16 protein-coding genes are annotated in these 14,821 nt (G+C 44.2%); 10 read left to right on the top strand and 6 right to left on the bottom strand.

Annotated features, from left to right (window positions below; all coding sequences use genetic code 11):
• Positions 1-172: 172 nt before the first annotated feature.
• Positions 173-1,168, bottom strand: a complete 996-nt coding sequence (gene trhO, locus MSP8886_RS13650; RefSeq protein WP_067017337.1) for an oxygen-dependent tRNA uridine(34) hydroxylase TrhO — start codon at positions 1,166-1,168, stop codon at positions 173-175.
• Between the two features lie 141 nt (positions 1,169-1,309).
• A complete protein-coding gene (locus MSP8886_RS13645; RefSeq protein ID WP_083200957.1) occupies positions 1,310-2,026 on the bottom strand; it encodes a 2OG-Fe(II) oxygenase in 717 nt (238 codons plus the stop codon).
• Positions 2,027-2,170: 144 nt separating this feature from the next.
• On the opposite strand from MSP8886_RS13645, the gene radD reads away from it, so the two are divergent.
• Positions 2,171-3,961 (top strand): DNA repair helicase RadD, encoded by a 1,791-nt coding sequence (radD, locus tag MSP8886_RS13640; protein WP_067017335.1) that lies wholly within the window; start codon positions 2,171-2,173, stop codon positions 3,959-3,961.
• Here radD and MSP8886_RS13635 read toward each other — a convergent pair.
• Together MSP8886_RS13635 and MSP8886_RS13630 are read right to left on the bottom strand one after the other, a co-directional pair.
• Positions 3,958-4,545, bottom strand: a complete 588-nt coding sequence (locus MSP8886_RS13635) for a TetR/AcrR family transcriptional regulator (RefSeq protein WP_067017330.1) — start codon at positions 4,543-4,545, stop codon at positions 3,958-3,960. The genes radD and MSP8886_RS13635 overlap by 4 nt on opposite strands.
• Positions 4,546-4,657: 112 nt before the next feature.
• Complete coding sequence (locus MSP8886_RS13630) at positions 4,658-5,422, bottom strand: DUF1499 domain-containing protein (RefSeq protein WP_067017329.1); 765 nt, start codon at positions 5,420-5,422, stop codon at positions 4,658-4,660.
• A gap of 235 nt (positions 5,423-5,657) precedes the next feature.
• Between MSP8886_RS13630 and MSP8886_RS13625 the strand changes: the two genes are divergently transcribed.
• Positions 5,658-6,356: a tRNA-uridine aminocarboxypropyltransferase gene (locus MSP8886_RS13625; RefSeq protein WP_067017542.1), complete on the top strand. Its 699-nt coding sequence runs from the start codon at positions 5,658-5,660 to the stop codon at positions 6,354-6,356.
• A 93-nt stretch (positions 6,357-6,449) separates the two neighbouring features.
• Here the strand turns inward: MSP8886_RS13625 and MSP8886_RS13620 are convergent, their stop codons facing one another.
• Entirely contained in the window at positions 6,450-6,926 is a 477-nt protein-coding gene (locus MSP8886_RS13620; protein WP_067017327.1) for a DUF2947 family protein, read from the bottom strand.
• Positions 6,927-7,099: 173 nt separating this feature from the next.
• Between MSP8886_RS13620 and MSP8886_RS22355 the strand changes: the two genes are divergently transcribed.
• Together MSP8886_RS22355 and MSP8886_RS13615 are read left to right on the top strand one after the other, a co-directional pair.
• Positions 7,100-7,276, top strand: coding sequence for a hypothetical protein (locus MSP8886_RS22355; RefSeq protein WP_175365309.1), 177 nt, complete (start codon positions 7,100-7,102; stop codon positions 7,274-7,276).
• 223 nt (positions 7,277-7,499) lie between these two features.
• Positions 7,500-8,147 (top strand): HAD family hydrolase, encoded by a 648-nt coding sequence (locus MSP8886_RS13615; RefSeq protein ID WP_067017326.1) that lies wholly within the window; start codon positions 7,500-7,502, stop codon positions 8,145-8,147.
• Between the two features lie 42 nt (positions 8,148-8,189).
• Here the strand turns inward: MSP8886_RS13615 and MSP8886_RS13610 are convergent, their stop codons facing one another.
• Positions 8,190-9,215: a nucleoid-associated protein gene (locus MSP8886_RS13610; protein WP_067017324.1), complete on the bottom strand. Its 1,026-nt coding sequence runs from the start codon at positions 9,213-9,215 to the stop codon at positions 8,190-8,192.
• A 32-nt stretch (positions 9,216-9,247) separates the two neighbouring features.
• Here MSP8886_RS13610 and MSP8886_RS13605 point away from each other — a divergent pair, with 32 nt between their 5' ends.
• The 6 genes from MSP8886_RS13605 to MSP8886_RS13580 all read left to right on the top strand — a co-directional run bounded on the left by MSP8886_RS13605 (position 9,248) and on the right by MSP8886_RS13580 (position 14,717).
• Positions 9,248-9,607, top strand: a complete 360-nt coding sequence (locus MSP8886_RS13605) for a hypothetical protein (protein WP_245659100.1) — start codon at positions 9,248-9,250, stop codon at positions 9,605-9,607.
• A 100-nt stretch (positions 9,608-9,707) separates the two neighbouring features.
• Entirely contained in the window at positions 9,708-10,130 is a 423-nt protein-coding gene (locus MSP8886_RS13600) for a VOC family protein (protein ID WP_067017323.1), read from the top strand.
• Between the two features lie 232 nt (positions 10,131-10,362).
• Entirely contained in the window at positions 10,363-11,043 is a 681-nt protein-coding gene (locus MSP8886_RS13595; protein WP_139063146.1) for an OmpA family protein, read from the top strand.
• Positions 11,044-11,515: 472 nt separating this feature from the next.
• Positions 11,516-11,959: a hypothetical protein gene (locus tag MSP8886_RS13590; protein ID WP_067017319.1), complete on the top strand. Its 444-nt coding sequence runs from the start codon at positions 11,516-11,518 to the stop codon at positions 11,957-11,959.
• Positions 11,956-13,104, top strand: coding sequence for a GGDEF domain-containing protein (locus tag MSP8886_RS13585; protein ID WP_067017317.1), 1,149 nt, complete (start codon positions 11,956-11,958; stop codon positions 13,102-13,104). The genes MSP8886_RS13590 and MSP8886_RS13585 overlap by 4 nt, the downstream gene beginning before the upstream one ends.
• Positions 13,105-13,532: 428 nt before the next feature.
• On the top strand, positions 13,533-14,717 hold the full coding sequence (locus tag MSP8886_RS13580; RefSeq protein ID WP_067017315.1) for a NupC/NupG family nucleoside CNT transporter: 1,185 nt from the start codon (positions 13,533-13,535) through the stop codon (positions 14,715-14,717).
• The last annotated feature ends 104 nt before the right edge of the window (positions 14,718-14,821 follow it).

Genomic DNA, 14,821 nt, shown 5'->3' with positions numbered 1-14,821 from the left:
CTAATAAAAAGCGATTTTTTATTGTACGGCAGTCCGAGCAATTTCGAAACCATTCAAACTCAAGTTTTGCAGCGTTAAGATGGGGATAATACTAAAAATATCATTTTATAGATCAGTAGGTTAGCATTTAATCAATCGACTCACCCAGAGGCCCTGAGTGAGTCACAGGCAATTAATTTACCTTTTGCTCATGAATTTTACGCTGGCGCTCACGCTCTAGCTCTTTTTCACGACGGTGTTTTTCCACGGCATCCATGACTTCTGCCCCAATATGGGCTTCGCCGCGCTCTTTGGCTAATTGCACTTGGCGCTCACGCTCAATAAAACGCTGGCGCTGTTCATCCGTGTATTTATCAAAACAATGTGGGCAGCTAACCCCTTGCTGGTAGCGCTCGTCTTGCTTTTCTTCTTCGGTGATTGGCATACGACAAGCATGACACTGGTCATATTGTCCTTTTTCCAAGCTATGGTTTACCGATACACGGTTATCAAACACAAAACAGTCGCCTTCCCACATGGACTCTTCCTGTGGCACTTCTTCTAAATACTTAAGAATACCGCCCTCAAGATGGTAAACCTCTTCAAAACCCTGCTCTTTTAAGAAAGCGGTAGATTTCTCACAACGAATCCCACCAGTACAAAACATGGCCACTTTTTTGTGCTTAGTCGGGTCTAAATTTTCTTCCACATAACTTGGGAATTGACGGAAAGTGTCCGTTTTAGGGTTCACCGCGTTTTTGAAGGTACCGATTTGGTATTCATAATCGTTACGGGTATCGATTAACACCACATCTGGATCAGAGATAAGATTGTTCCATTCCGTTGGCTTGACGTACGTCCCCACCACACGCTTAGGATCGATACCTTCAATCCCCATGGTGACGATTTCTTTTTTCAATTTCACTTTGGTGCGATAGAAAGGCATAGCGTCATCGAAAGATTCTTTATAGCCAATGTTTTCTAAGCCTGGCTGTTGATCCAACCACGCCAACATCGCATCAATACCTTCGCGCGACCCAGCCACCGTACCATTGATGCCTTCACTAGCCAGCAATAAGGTACCGCGAATGCCGTTGTCTTCTAACACCGCCTGTAGCGGTTCACGTAAAGATTCAAAATGGGGCAACTCGACAAATTTGTAGAGTGCACAAACAACAACTTTAGACACTTTCTTTCTCCTATGCGGTCTGGAACGTAAAACCAGAGCAATTAAACAAGCGGCGCATTATAGAGATTTTTTCAGGACATTTCGAGTCTGATTTGCGGCTTCGTACACGGGGCGACCTAAACGACATAGCAGAGAAAGTGATTATTGATCTGGGTCGAGAGTCTTCGCAGTAGTGTTATTAACACGAAACCATCCGGCAATACTGTGGCGAGTGCGCTTCGCCACCTTGACCTCGTGGTAAAAATTCTCACTTAAAAACACTGCCAGCCGACCCTTTTTCGGGAAAAAACGCCCTATTTCCACATCAGGATTATGCTCGTCGTACACCACAAGCTCACCACCATCCCCGTCTTGCCAATCATCGTTAAGATACAAAACCGTGGATAACACGCGGTTGCTTTTCCCCTTAAAGGCATCAAGATGCTTTTCATAGAACGCGCCTTTTTCATAGCGAGCAAAGTGGGCTTCGTAATCAAACAGCCCCAAGAAGAACTGACGATTCAACACAACACGCAATGCTTCCATTTCATCCAAAAAGGTTTTACGGGTGGGGGTTACTGGGTCAATCCATTGGATATAATCACGGCGCGCATCCAAGGCGACTTGGTGATCCTGTTTACGGCCAATACCCGCTTGCAACATGGTGGCATTGCGAATACTTTGCGCCTCTTCCATCAGCTTTTCCGTAAACGCCTGCGAAAAAAAGTCGTCCTGAATGCTCCAGCCTTTGGTCTGCAAATCGTTCAGTAACAGGGCAAACGGCTCAATGCGGCTAAACGCAGGCAATAATCGTTCAGGCAAATCATCAGGCAATAGCTCAGCCGCATCAAGCTGAGAAAGGGTCGTATCACAAGTCATATCAATTTCATTCGCATTAAAAACGGCATTATTGCCAAAGCATTATGATACTGTAGCACACGCCATAACACACGAATTTCGTTACCGATAAGTGACTGGCGTCATGCTTCCCAACAACATTGAGTCGTGCTATTTTTCGCAGCCATGAAACAGCCCTACGTTCTTCGCGATTATCAGCAACAAGCGGTTAACGCGACCTTATCCCATTTTCGAAAAAGTGCCGATCCAGCTGTCATCGTCTTACCTACCGGCGCGGGCAAAAGCCTAGTCATTGCCGAGCTAAGCCGCTTAGCACACGGTCGCGTAATTTGCTTAGCCCATGTAAAAGAATTGGTCGAGCAAAATCACGCCAAATTTCTCGCGACGGGCTTATCAGCAGGCATTTTCTCCGCAGGACTCAATCAAAAGAGCGCCACGGAAAAAACCACGTTCGCCAGTATTCAGTCTATTTCGGCTCATTTGGATGCGTTTCAACAGCCTGCTAGCCTCATCATCATTGACGAATGTCATCGTGTTGAAATGGAAGAAGGCAGCCAATACCAAAAAACCCTCGCTCATTTTTTAGCATTAAACCCCAACACCAGAATATTGGGGTTAACCGCCACCCCTTACCGATTAGGATCTGGTTGGATTTATCACAGCCACTATCATGGTTTTGTCCGTGATGCCGTCAATACATTTTTTAAACGCTGCATCTACGAATTACCGCTTCAACATATGGTGAAAAACGGCTATTTAACCAAACCTATTCACTATGATGCTGCCATTGCCCATTATGACTTTAGCTTGCTCACCGAAAGCTTAGATGGTGAACAAGACACCGATGCCATTGCGTTAAACGAACTCATTCACAAACACCCGCGAGTCACACAAGCTATTACGGAACAGATCGTGCAGCTAAGCCAGAAGCGCCAAGGCGTAATGATTTTTGCTTCCACCATTGAGCACGCCACCGAGATCGTAGGCTATTTAAAACACCTAGAACACAACCAAGCAGACACGACAAAAGAATCGTCCATCGCCCTTATTACAGGTAAAACACCCAATAAAGAGCGGGACAGATTAATCAATGAATTCAAAGCCAGAAAAATTAAATATTTGGTGAACGTATCGGTACTAACAACAGGGTTCGATGCTCCCCATGTGGATGTCATCGCCATTTTACGTCCGACCCAATCCATTAGTTTATTTCAACAAATCGTCGGCCGAGGCTTGCGCTTAAGTCCAGGCAAAAAAGACTGCTTGATTTTGGATTACACCAACAATGGCTACAATATATTCCAACCTGAAGTGGGCGAAAAGAAACCCACCAAAGACTCAGAAGCCGTCTTAGTACATTGCCCTGAATGCGACTTTGCCAACATATTTTGGGGCAGAAAAGACAGTGAGGGCAATATTATTGAGCATTTTGGACGTCGCTGCCACGGCTTGATGGACACCCCTCATGGCGAAGAAGAATGCACCTATCGGTTTACCTTCAAACGTTGCCCACATTGTAATGAAGAAAACGACATCGCCGCACGCCATTGCACCCACTGCCATGAGCGATTGATCGACCCAGACGACCAGCTGCGTAACGCACTCAACTTAAAAAATAACAAGGTCCTACGTTGCTCCGGCATCACACTCACCTTATTAAAGGCTGAGCAAGCCATCAAAGTGACCTACCACGACGAAGACGGCAGCACGCTCAGTGAATCTTTCTTTTTTAATCAGAAAAAATCCAGACAGCGCTTTAATGAGCAGTTTGGTCGACGTATTGCCAATGGCACTCATCCATTGACGTTTGATACCCCAGAAGACGCCATGAAGTTTGAGTCCTACTTTCCTGCGCCAGATTTTGTCATCGCTAAGAAACAAAAAAACTACTGGCAGGTAAGTGAACGGTTATTTGATTACCAAGGGCCTTATCGAAAAGCAAACGAGACCCACTAACCCGTCTTCTTTTGTGCATTTTTAAAAGACACATCAAAAGGCAAGTTTAAACTATTCAAACGCTCAATTGCTTTCACTCCCAGCACACCAGAAGGCAGACCATCAAACAACACCATACAAAAATTCGCCGCCATGTTTTCGGCAAAAATAACGGCCGTTTTTTCATCGACGCCTACCGCTTTAAAACGCTTAGTGACTCCCTCCGTCATCACGGAAAGCTGTTTACTGTGGTAACCCCCATGAGCCAAACTATCAAACAAAGCCAAACGGGCAAATTCAGAGTATTGATCATAAAAAGCAAAGAGAACTTGAGCCATTTGCAACAAATAATCGGTTGGGGATAGGGAATGTGTTTGTGCGTCCGCCGCTTCACGAAGAGCAACGTCCATTTCATCGAAGAAAATATCTTTTACAAGGGAGAGTTTATCTGGGAAATGAACAAATAAAGTACCTACAGACACGCCAGCCTGAGCGCTTAAATAACGCGTGCTCGTATTCTCGATGCCATTGTCTAAAAACGCTTGCTTGGCGATACGCTTAATTTTGGCACGAGTATTGGCCTTTTGAGTTTGACGCGAGCTCACAAAACATCCTCTTGGTAACAGTACGTTTTGGAGTTTATCTTGTCCCAATTATGAACACGAGTCTATTTTCACTTAAAAAACCACAAAAGCCGTTCCACGCAGAATCCAGCCCTTAATTAAGAAAACGCAGCCGCTTCATTTGATCGGAATTCAGGCTCTCTGATAACGAGGACATGAACTTAATAATACGCTTTGCATTGACGCCAAAATCCCCTTTACCGACTCGAGAACAAGAACGCATATCCACACGAGTCTTGCCATTATCTGTCGTCATAAGGCGGATCACTACATCATCACGAAAACCAAAAACGGGCGTTCTTGCCGTCGCTTCAATCAAACCCACTTCCGGATAAGAGGCAACCAACACCCAATCGTTATCCTGCACCAGTTTCAATGCCTTTTGAAACACAACCTCTTTGCTCTTGTTGGTCAAAAGAGGCTTTACATTGGGATAAAACTTTTTCTGAATACTCGCCCATTCTTTATGGTAAGAAAGACTGTTCTCACCAGAATGACGCAAAAAATTCACGTTTATATAAGCAGGAGGCGTCACCATATCCGTCGTGATATCGTTAATTTCAGGCAGCCCAGAACGCTGCACATAAAAGATAATCCACATAGCGCTGTATAACAGGGTTAACACCAGCACCAAATAGAAGAAACGGGCGGTCGCTGCATTGCACTCTTTACGGCAGACGATCAAGGAAATCACCGCTAATAAAGACAACACAAGAGAAGCAATAACGCTCTTTTTCAATAACGCAAACCCCGTTACAGGGTCAAACACACCCACTCTAACACCGGCTATGGATATAAAAGCTAAGCAACCTACCAACATCAGGAGTACGTATAACACGGGCGAGATGTAGCGACTCATAAAATACTCAGATAACAGATATATAACTCACACCTTAGCTTGCTAACGCCGACGCGAACAGAACAACCCTTAACCTTTAGATCTTATTCCTCAATTTTTGCTTATTTTTCGTCAATATATGCGCAAATTACAGCCAAAAGAGCTTCCTACTCATTGATTTTCAATGATTCTGTCGAAAAGTGCGCTAGAATGTTTCCCCTCAAAAAAACTCATCTATGCCGATCAAGAACACATTATGCTCCTAAAACACCCACCACACTGTGTCGATAAACTCCGTCAACAATGTCAGCAAAACGCATTGCGTCCTTTCATCGCTCGTGGCTCTAATACCATTCGTTGCCCCTCCTGCTTGATGGCGGAATTTGCCTGCTTTTGCCAACACAGAAAAACCAGCGAACCCCCCTTCCAGTTCATTCTGCTCTTCCATCGTGATGAAATACATAAACCGACCAATAGCGGTAGGCTGATCGCCGACTTATACCCCAACGACACACAAGCCTTTATTTGGGACAGAACACAGCCGCCAGAGCCCCTTGTGAAGCAGCTTAAAGCCGTCCAAGGGCATTGCTCCATCTTGTTTCCCAACACCCCGACCGCGCAATCACAAAACCGACAGCCACAAAGCTTACCACTGCCCACAACACCAGAAGACAACAAACACACCTTTATTGTGCTAGATGGCACTTGGAAACAGGCCAGCAAAATGTTTCATCAAAGCCAATGGCTAAAGGCCATCCCTCATTTGGAAATTAACAGCGAAGCACAGCGATCGTTTTTAGTCAGGCACTCCAGTCACAGCATGCAATTTGCCACTGCTGAAGTCGTCGCATTACTGATGGACAGCCTAGGGCACCAACAAGAGGCCAACCATCTGTTAGCCTATAACAGCCTCTTCAATACCCACTGTCTTAATAGCCGAAAACGGAGAAGTTAGCAGACAGGCAGAGTGAGCAAACACTTGATCAAAACGATATAAAAAGAGAGGAAAGAGCATTAGATATAGTCACCTAATGCACTCAAAGACAGCCTAACGACGAAATAGCATGGTGACCATGCCATCAGAATGAAATTGTACCGCTTGGCTCTTTTTGCGTCCCACTAGAATCGGACCATTATCGAGAAACAAGAACGCTTTCCAAGTGCGCTTAAATACTCCCCAAGGCATCTCAAACACCAACTCATTATGGCAGCAAAAAAAGACTTTCGCTTCTTCCCCCCAAGTAGTGACATGGGTCAGAACTTCCTCAGGCAACGCCTCTTCTGTGGAGTCCCAGCGTTTTTCCCACGCCACCTTCATCACTTGTAACTCAGCCTTGTTCGGCCAGTCTTGCTCCGTAAAATGATCAGGGTGAATTTGATTATCACTAATATAGTCACGCCATACTGACGCCGCACCTTGCTCATCCAGCAAGCGAATCTCAGCCAGGTCCTGCGTCGTGACCTTTGGGTCTTCACGCTTAAAAATCCAATTCTTTGAAAAACTGTCTAACGATGTGTATGCCATTATTTCCTTCGTAAACCATGAAAGATGAAAAAAAGTAACCAAATAGATGAAAAAGGATCGTTTGTTCCCCGCCCCATCCACCTCTATCATTACAAATGTTGTAATAAAACAACATTTTCAACCAAGAGCACGAACAAGAGCTCATTAAAAATACTGAATAAAGGAGTACCATTATGGATTCTCAAGACCAATACGAAGCACTATTAAAAGCATGGGGGTTTGAAGACCGCAGTGTAGAACGCCAAGCACGTCGTGCAAAAATTGCTCGCGCAGCCAAAATTGTCTTATCTGTCTGTAAGGATATGATTCTTCACGCTCGCAAACCACGTTCACACGCAACAAGCCACTAGTGCTGAACAGCACGTTGAAACAAATAATAATACTTAGACCCAATCATCGGGCAACAGTATAACCTATTTGATACATTTTAAGGGGAGAAAAACAATAAAACCCCCTCCCTTCCTCTTCGTTACCCTCACACCATTACCACACCTTTTTATATTAACCTTACACCTTCTTTCATACTTTGAAATTCGCTATCATCCAAGCTCACACATAACCTAAATTGTTTTTATGACTGACCAATACAAAGCCATTCTTTTTGATTGCGACGGTGTCATTGTTGACACAGAAAATATTTCTAACCAAATACTAAAAAAACAATTTGCTCGATATGGTCTCATCGTTGACGATGCCCTGCTACACGAACGCTTCTCAGGCTTTACCAACAAAAAAAACATTGAGACAGCGGAAAAAATGCTTGGCAAGGCTTTACCGGAGTCATTTGAAAGAGAATTCAGAGAAGAGTTCCAACACACCATTAATCATCACTTAGAACCCATTCATGGTGTGCGCCAGCTATTAGGCAAAATAACCGTACCCATCGCCATGGCAACAAACGCAAGACGGGATGAAATGGAGTTCAAACTCCACAAAATTGGCCTAGCGGAACGCTTTGCAACCCGTTTTAGCGTTGATGACGTGAGCAAAGGCAAACCCTTTCCCGACCTCTACCTAAAGGCCGCTGCAGCATTGGGGGTTGCCCCAGAAGATTGCATTGTCATTGAAGACTCGATTGCGGGGATTACCGCAGGGCGGGGCGCCGGTATGCGTGTTTTTGCCTTTAGCGAAACGCTATCCGCTGACAAACAAACCGCCGCTGGCGCAACGGTTTGTTTTGATACCATGGAAGAACTCGAAAAGCTGCTCGGTTTGCACTAGCTTGACAGCGATTATTGCTCGCCAAACCAGTAACAAGACCGACTAGCTCATGGATTTTAATTGCTTTAGCAGACTCTTTGGCAACTCTTTAATAGTAAGAGTGCCAGTGTCTGCATCAAAGTGAACCGTCTCACCAAGCAGATCACTGTCAAAACTCATGGTGAGTGCTCGTGAACTCCCTGAAAGGCGCGTTAGTTTTTTCAACCCAGCCTTCTCCACGAAAATCTCTTTTTCCATTTTAAAACTGTCTGAATCAGCGATCTCCAAAAACTTATTGGCCTGTTCTACAGAAAAGCGCGTTTCCACTTCATGGGCGATGTCCTTAATCTCCAACGGCTCCCGCTCTTCCGCTTTACTTTGACAATGCTCTGATACCACACGCTTAAAATCATTTGCCTGCTTTGATGGCAAGCCTTCGGATTGGCAAAACGCCGAGGTTAAATCCACCAACTTACGAGTTTCTTTGGCCGCCGCCTTCGGCTCATCACAACCAATAAATTGCGTAAAATACTCACTTTCAAATTTAGGCGCGCGACCAAAACGAAAAGCAATATAGCGCCCTTCATCCTCCGCCTGCCAGGCACTAAGATTAATACGCAATGCCATATGAAGCTTTTCTATTTCAATTTGCTCCACTTGCGACAGGCTCAAATCCGCCCCGAGACCAATCCCCTGTTTGCGCTTTAACAAGACAATGTATAAAAAATGCGTATCATGCAGCTCGTAATGGTTAAACCACAATAGCCCACCTTCCGCTTCTTCAACATTTTCTAAATACTTTAAATACTCAGCAGCACACTCTTTAGAAAATCCAGCAAAATCCAAAAACGCGCCATCTTTAAAATGCTTTGTCAGTAACGCGGGGAGTTGTGACCCCTCATCACTACCATGTGGATTCGAAAAACGTCCCGTATTCATACCGGAACGATTAAATAAATTAATCACTTGTTCAGAAAGCGCTTGGGCCTGCATATCGACCGGATTTTCATTAGGGCGCGCAATTAATATTGCTTTCCGCTCACCTTCATGCTTTTGAATTTCATGCACAATTAAGTTGGTAATAGACACCAGCAACCTCTTACGTTTAGTATGAATAAATTATGACCACGCCTCAGAAAGGCAATTCAACACCGATAGCACGACTTATGATCAAACCTAAAAGCACAAAGAAAGACACACGCAAAGAGATTGATTCTCTCGTCGAGGAATTTATCAAAGCTAAAGGACAGATCCAGCAAGTTGAGATGGGAGAATCTGGTCTTGTTGACGGCAAGTATAACACGAGCCACATAGGCTTTACCGAGCCCAAAAAAGAGCGTACACCACTAAATCACATTGTGGCCGCTCTAGATGAGCGTAAACACCCAAAACATAAATCATCCAGCATTAAGAAACGCCCTAAAAAGAAAATTATCTACGATGATTTTGGCGAACCGATACGCTGGGTATGGGAAGAATAGTGCAAATATTTCCCGTGAGGTGTTCTTCGCTGCCCAATACCTTTATTATATCGATATATCTCAATATGGGCATCTTAATAGAGACCAACAAGGAGCACTCATGTCAGTACGATATCTACACGCCATGATCAGAACCGACAAACCAGAAGAAAGCCATACCTTCTACACCCAAGGTCTGGGGCTTGTTCAGACACGCCGTATGGACAGTGAAAAAGGACAATTTTCGCTTATTTACTACGCAACGGAAAAAGGGGCACCAGAAGTGGAGCTCACCCACAACTGGGACGATCGAACCTACAGCGGTGGCGACCAATTCGGTCACCTTGCTTTTGAAGTAGACAACATCTATGACGTCTGCGCCAACTTGCAATCCATGGGTGTCACCATCTTGCGTCCCCCACGCGATGGCCACATGGCATTTATCAAAGACCCGAACAACATCTCCATCGAGCTATTGCAAAAAGATGGCAGCCTTGAACCCGCAGAGCCTTGGCTATCCATGGAAAACACTGGCTCTTGGTAAGCACTTTATCTAAGAACAACCTGATTACAAAACATTCTTTTTGATTACATTTAGTTACAAAAAGGTGTTTTGTGACAGGTCGTTACTACATTTGCACTACAGTCACGCCCACCTAAATCTCCTAATCTTGATCCCATAGTCAGAAGTTGAGCAGTGCTTTTTCTTCTAGCAACAACCAAACACTAAAAAACACTCTCAAAAATTGATGGAACTAGTCGTTTAGGAGGCTCTCATGAAAATCTATCGCTTTATGACACTTTGCATCATAACCAGCACCTTTGCATTGGTACAAAATGTCTTTGCTGAGACAGGCACTCTAACATTCCCAAAAGACAGCACCTACAACAACAATGCCAGACTCTACAGCAGCGCGATTCAAAAAAGACTCAACGACCAAGATGGAGATGGCGTCATTGATGGACGTGACCTATGTCCGAGTACGCCACCAAGGACCGTTGTTAATAACGATGGCTGCTCCGTTGCCTCCACCAAGCTGCTCAGCTTAGATATGAAGGTTCTATTTGATTCAGGTAAAGCGGTTGTCAAACCTCCCTTTTACCCACAAGTCAAAAGGCTAGCTGACTTCTTACGAAAATACCCAAAGAGCCACGTTAAAATTGAAGGCTACACAGATAATGTTGGCAACCAAGCCTACAATTTAAACCTATCTCAAAGACGGGCGTCAGCCATTGCCAATGTATTGGTCAAAACGTTTGGCATTTCGCCATCTCGAGTGGAGGCCATCGGACACGGTCAGAATAATCCTATTGCCTCTAATAACACAGAAGCAGGAAAAGAGCGTAATCGCCGCGTTGTCGCTGAAGTATTTGCGAAACAAAAAACGGATAGACTTCGCTGGACTATCTACAGCGTAGACAACAATCAAAACACCGCTTTTAATACTAGAAATTAACCCCGCCAGCCACCATTTAGATTTTGCGAAATAAAGCACGGCCCAAGCATCAGGGAAAAGTATCAGGCAACAAGCAACAAGCGTTATAAAGGCAACTAAGCCTTTATAACGCCATACATTATGCTCTCACCCACGACCCACTTATAACTTAAAATCATACCTTAATTTCTATTTTATCATTAGCGGCAAGCTTACCCACACCTCTATTGACACCCAGCGCCCTTAGACACCCCATCACTTCTTAACCAACTGTTTAAAAAATAACCTTTAGAATGGGTGACTAAGATAACAAGCAAGTCTATACTCTTTCTTTGCAATTTCTTTAGACTTTTTGTTGTAGCAGGTTGTCATGGTCAAAGTACGTTGTTATCAAAAACTCATTCTGAACAATAAGAATATAAACAAATTTTATATCACTCTGTTATCCCTCTTTACTATGATTACAATATTGTCATCGCCAAGCGTCAATGCGATGACAGTGAACGCGACTTTCGAGCCGCCTTCTAAAGACACTACCCCCGTTTTAGAGCTGGGCCCTCCAGAACATACGACCATTCTGTCCATTGCCGACATTGAGAGCCTACCGATATACAAAACGGACAACATCGAGCATTTTGATGGCCCCTCTGGACAGTTCTATGGTGTCTGGCTTAACGATCTGTTAGAAAAATACCACCTTAAGGATGCCCCACGGCTGCGCTTTACCGCTCTAGATGGGTACGAAGTATTTATCGATAAATCAAGCCGACAAAAACGACAATATTTTTTAGCCACTCGGTTAAACAATCTTCCTATTACAACCGACAATCTAGGGCCATTGATGCTTCTCATCCCTTATGATTTAGACCTACCCATCACCCAAGCCGCATCCAAAAGCCGTTGGATTTGGGCCCTGCACACCATAATTGCCCAATGAAAATCACCACTTCCGCAAAAACAATGCGCCTCATTATCTGGCTGATCTTTATCTTTTTTTTAATTTTGTGTATTGGATCCTTGTCGTATTTCCAAAAACAGTCTCGCCAATTATTGGGGTCTAACTTTACGGCGCTGGTCATTGACGTAATGCAGGCAGAAGAAGATGCCCACTTATTAAAACGCGCTCTAATGCAGCTGAAAAGCAACAGCCCCTACTTTGACAGCAATGAACTAAAAGCCATCAGCTTAAGGATGCAATACCGCTTTCCTATCATTGATAGAAAAATGCAAAAAAGCTCTTTTGAGCCGGCCACATACCAGCCTTATACAAAGAAATTACAAATGTTAAAGAGTTTATTACCAGAATTAGGCAAACGTATTGAGGCCTTCCAGAAAGACCCAAGCAACAAAGCACCTCTTGTCGATTTACTCACGACATTTGATGTCGATATGAGCTTTGCCTATAACGAACTACACACTATTATTCAGGTTAATTCAGACATAGAGCGCCGCTTAAAAAACAAATTGACCTTGCTGATTTGGGGGCTTGTCTTCGCCTTCCTCTGTACGCTATTTGCTCTATGCCTAGCCATTACTCATTTATATTCCAAAAGAGAAGAGCTCACCATACAAAGCAACGTGGATCATCTTACTCAATTACCCAACCGGCGCTTTATTGCAGAAAAGACCCAAGAGTTCCTATCAGAAGCCCCAGATTTTATTGGCCTAGCTATTTTAGACCTTGACCACTTCAAAAAAGTGAATGACTTATTTGGGCATCCAGCGGGAGACGAAGCCCTCAAAGCCATCGCCAACATCATCAAGCAATACACCACGCCTCCTCATATTGCAGCGCGCCTTGGCGGCGAAGAGTTCTGTATATTGTTTACCGATATTTCAGAAAGAAAAGCCAACACCATTTGTGAAGACATTCGACAAGCCGTCGAAGAAACCAATATTCCAATCAACAATACCAGCACCCAAGTCACCATCAGTGTTGGCTTGTATTGCCAAGCCAACACTTGTGACGCTCAAGCATTTCGTCATATCTATCAGATGGCCGACAATGCTCTCTACCTGGCGAAGAAGCAAGGGAGAAACCAAGTAGTCATGTTTCAGAAAGAAGTCATGGATCACGCTTAACCACCTCCCATCTAAAAACAGAGACGAACAGATAATATGACTTGGCTGAAACGAGAATCTTGGCTATTCGACTCTAACAATGGAAAAACAGCATAAAGTTAAGCATAATACTGCCCATATGGTCAGCGTTCTTGCTGTATGGAATCAGAACAACGAACGTAGAGAGACCTTTGCAGGATGTCACGAACGACGCCAAGACGCGGCAAAACAGATGAGAAAGCGGAGTTTATAGTTATAAATGAGCATTTTGAGTCTGTTTTTTAACAAAGTATTGGCAAGCGCAGTAGTCGTGCAAAAGTCTCGTAGATTTTTTAAATGGCACTCCCCCCTAATGCCACCATCATGCTAAGCAAACACTAATACACGATGGTAATACATCCTGTATTCGTGAACGTGCTTGAACTTCATAACTTATCAGTGGAAAGACTATGCTTCCGATATTTCACTTTATCCTTGCGTTACTGGTTATCTTTGCCTTAGCCGCATTAGTCAGTTACGACCGCAAAAAGATCCGTTTTCAATACATCGCACTCATGATTATTATTGAGCTTGCCATTACCTGGTTTCTGCTCAACTCATCCTACGGCTTAGCCTCCATTCAGAGCATTGCCACTGGATTTGAGAAATTGATGAAATTTGCTGGAGAAGGCACCAACTTTGTCTTTGGCAATATGAATAAACAAGGCTTAGCATTTGTCTTTATCAACGTGCTTTGCCCCATCATCTTCATCTCCGCGCTCATTGGTATTTTGCAGCACTTTAAAATTTTGCCTTGGATCATTCGCATCATCGGCACGACTTTGTCTAAAGTGAATGGCATGGGTAAACTGGAGTCTTTTAACGCCGTTAGCTCATTATTGCTTGGTCAATCAGAAAACTTCATTGCCTATAAAAGCATTTTGAGCAAACAGTCACCTCGTCGCATGTACACCATGGCAGCAACCGCCATGTCGACCGTGTCCATGTCCATCGTAGGGGCCTATATGACCATGCTAGAACCCAAATACGTGGTACTGGCACTTATTCTTAACCTCTTCAGCACCTTCATTATTCTGTCCATTATCAACCCATACCGCCCACACGAAGAGCCAGAACCCGAACTAAACGACATGCATGAATCGCAAACCTTCTTTGAAATGCTTGGCGATTACATTCTGGCGGGCTTCCGTGTAGCCATGATTGTCGCGGCCATGTTAATTGGTTTTATCGCCTTAATCGCCCTGCTAAACGCAATATTTAGCAGCCTGTTCGGTTTAAGCTTTCAAGACGTCATGGGATACTTATTCTACCCACTTGCTTGGATCATCGGCATCCCCGCGCACGATGCCCTACAAGTTGGCAGCATCATGGCAACCAAACTGGTGTCCAACGAATTTGTCGCCATGTTAGAAGTTCAGAAAATTGCTTCACAACTTGAACCCCGTAGCCTTGGCATTCTGTCTGTCTTCCTGGTTTCCTTTGCTAACTTTGCGTCCATCGGCATTGTGGCTGGTGCGATCAAAGGTGTCAGTGAAGAACAAGGTAATGTGGTCTCTCGCTTTGGCTTCCGTCTTGTTTACGGTGCAACGCTAGTGAGCTTGTTATCTGCTGCTGTGGTGGGCGCGATTTTATAACCGCCCATAATAAAGACACAAAAAACCATTAAAAAAGAGGTCAATCGACCTCTTTTTTTGATAAATATATTATGGTATTTACAGATAAACAGAGCGTTTACCCA

Source organism: Marinomonas spartinae (assembly GCF_900089775.1).
Taxonomy (GTDB): domain Bacteria; phylum Pseudomonadota; class Gammaproteobacteria; order Pseudomonadales; family Marinomonadaceae; genus Marinomonas; species Marinomonas spartinae.
Note: the sequence above shows the minus strand (reverse complement) of the source record. Positions and strands in the feature narration are given on the sequence as shown.

Bases quoted from the DNA above. Each gene is read 5' to 3' on its own strand.
- MSP8886_RS22355 (WP_175365309.1), top strand. From the start codon at position 7,100: ATGGATTCTCAAGACCAATACGAAGCACTATTAAAAGCATGGGGGTTT.
- MSP8886_RS13615 (WP_067017326.1), top strand. From the start codon at position 7,500: ATGACTGACCAATACAAAGCCATTCTTTTTGATTGCGACGGTGTCATT.
- MSP8886_RS13590 (WP_067017319.1), top strand. From the start codon at position 11,516: ATGACAGTGAACGCGACTTTCGAGCCGCCTTCTAAAGACACTACCCCC.
- MSP8886_RS13630 (WP_067017329.1), bottom strand. From the start codon at position 5,422: ATGAGTCGCTACATCTCGCCCGTGTTATACGTACTCCTGATGTTGGTA.
- MSP8886_RS13645 (WP_083200957.1), bottom strand. From the start codon at position 2,026: ATGACTTGTGATACGACCCTTTCTCAGCTTGATGCGGCTGAGCTATTG.
- MSP8886_RS13595 (WP_139063146.1), top strand. From the start codon at position 10,363: ATGAAAATCTATCGCTTTATGACACTTTGCATCATAACCAGCACCTTT.
- MSP8886_RS13600 (WP_067017323.1), top strand. From the start codon at position 9,708: ATGTCAGTACGATATCTACACGCCATGATCAGAACCGACAAACCAGAA.
- radD (WP_067017335.1), top strand. From the start codon at position 2,171: ATGAAACAGCCCTACGTTCTTCGCGATTATCAGCAACAAGCGGTTAAC.
- MSP8886_RS13625 (WP_067017542.1), top strand. From the start codon at position 5,658: ATGCTCCTAAAACACCCACCACACTGTGTCGATAAACTCCGTCAACAA.
- MSP8886_RS13580 (WP_067017315.1), top strand. From the start codon at position 13,533: ATGCTTCCGATATTTCACTTTATCCTTGCGTTACTGGTTATCTTTGCC.
- MSP8886_RS13620 (WP_067017327.1), bottom strand. From the start codon at position 6,926: ATGGCATACACATCGTTAGACAGTTTTTCAAAGAATTGGATTTTTAAG.
- MSP8886_RS13605 (WP_245659100.1), top strand. From the start codon at position 9,248: ATGACCACGCCTCAGAAAGGCAATTCAACACCGATAGCACGACTTATG.
- MSP8886_RS13585 (WP_067017317.1), top strand. From the start codon at position 11,956: ATGAAAATCACCACTTCCGCAAAAACAATGCGCCTCATTATCTGGCTG.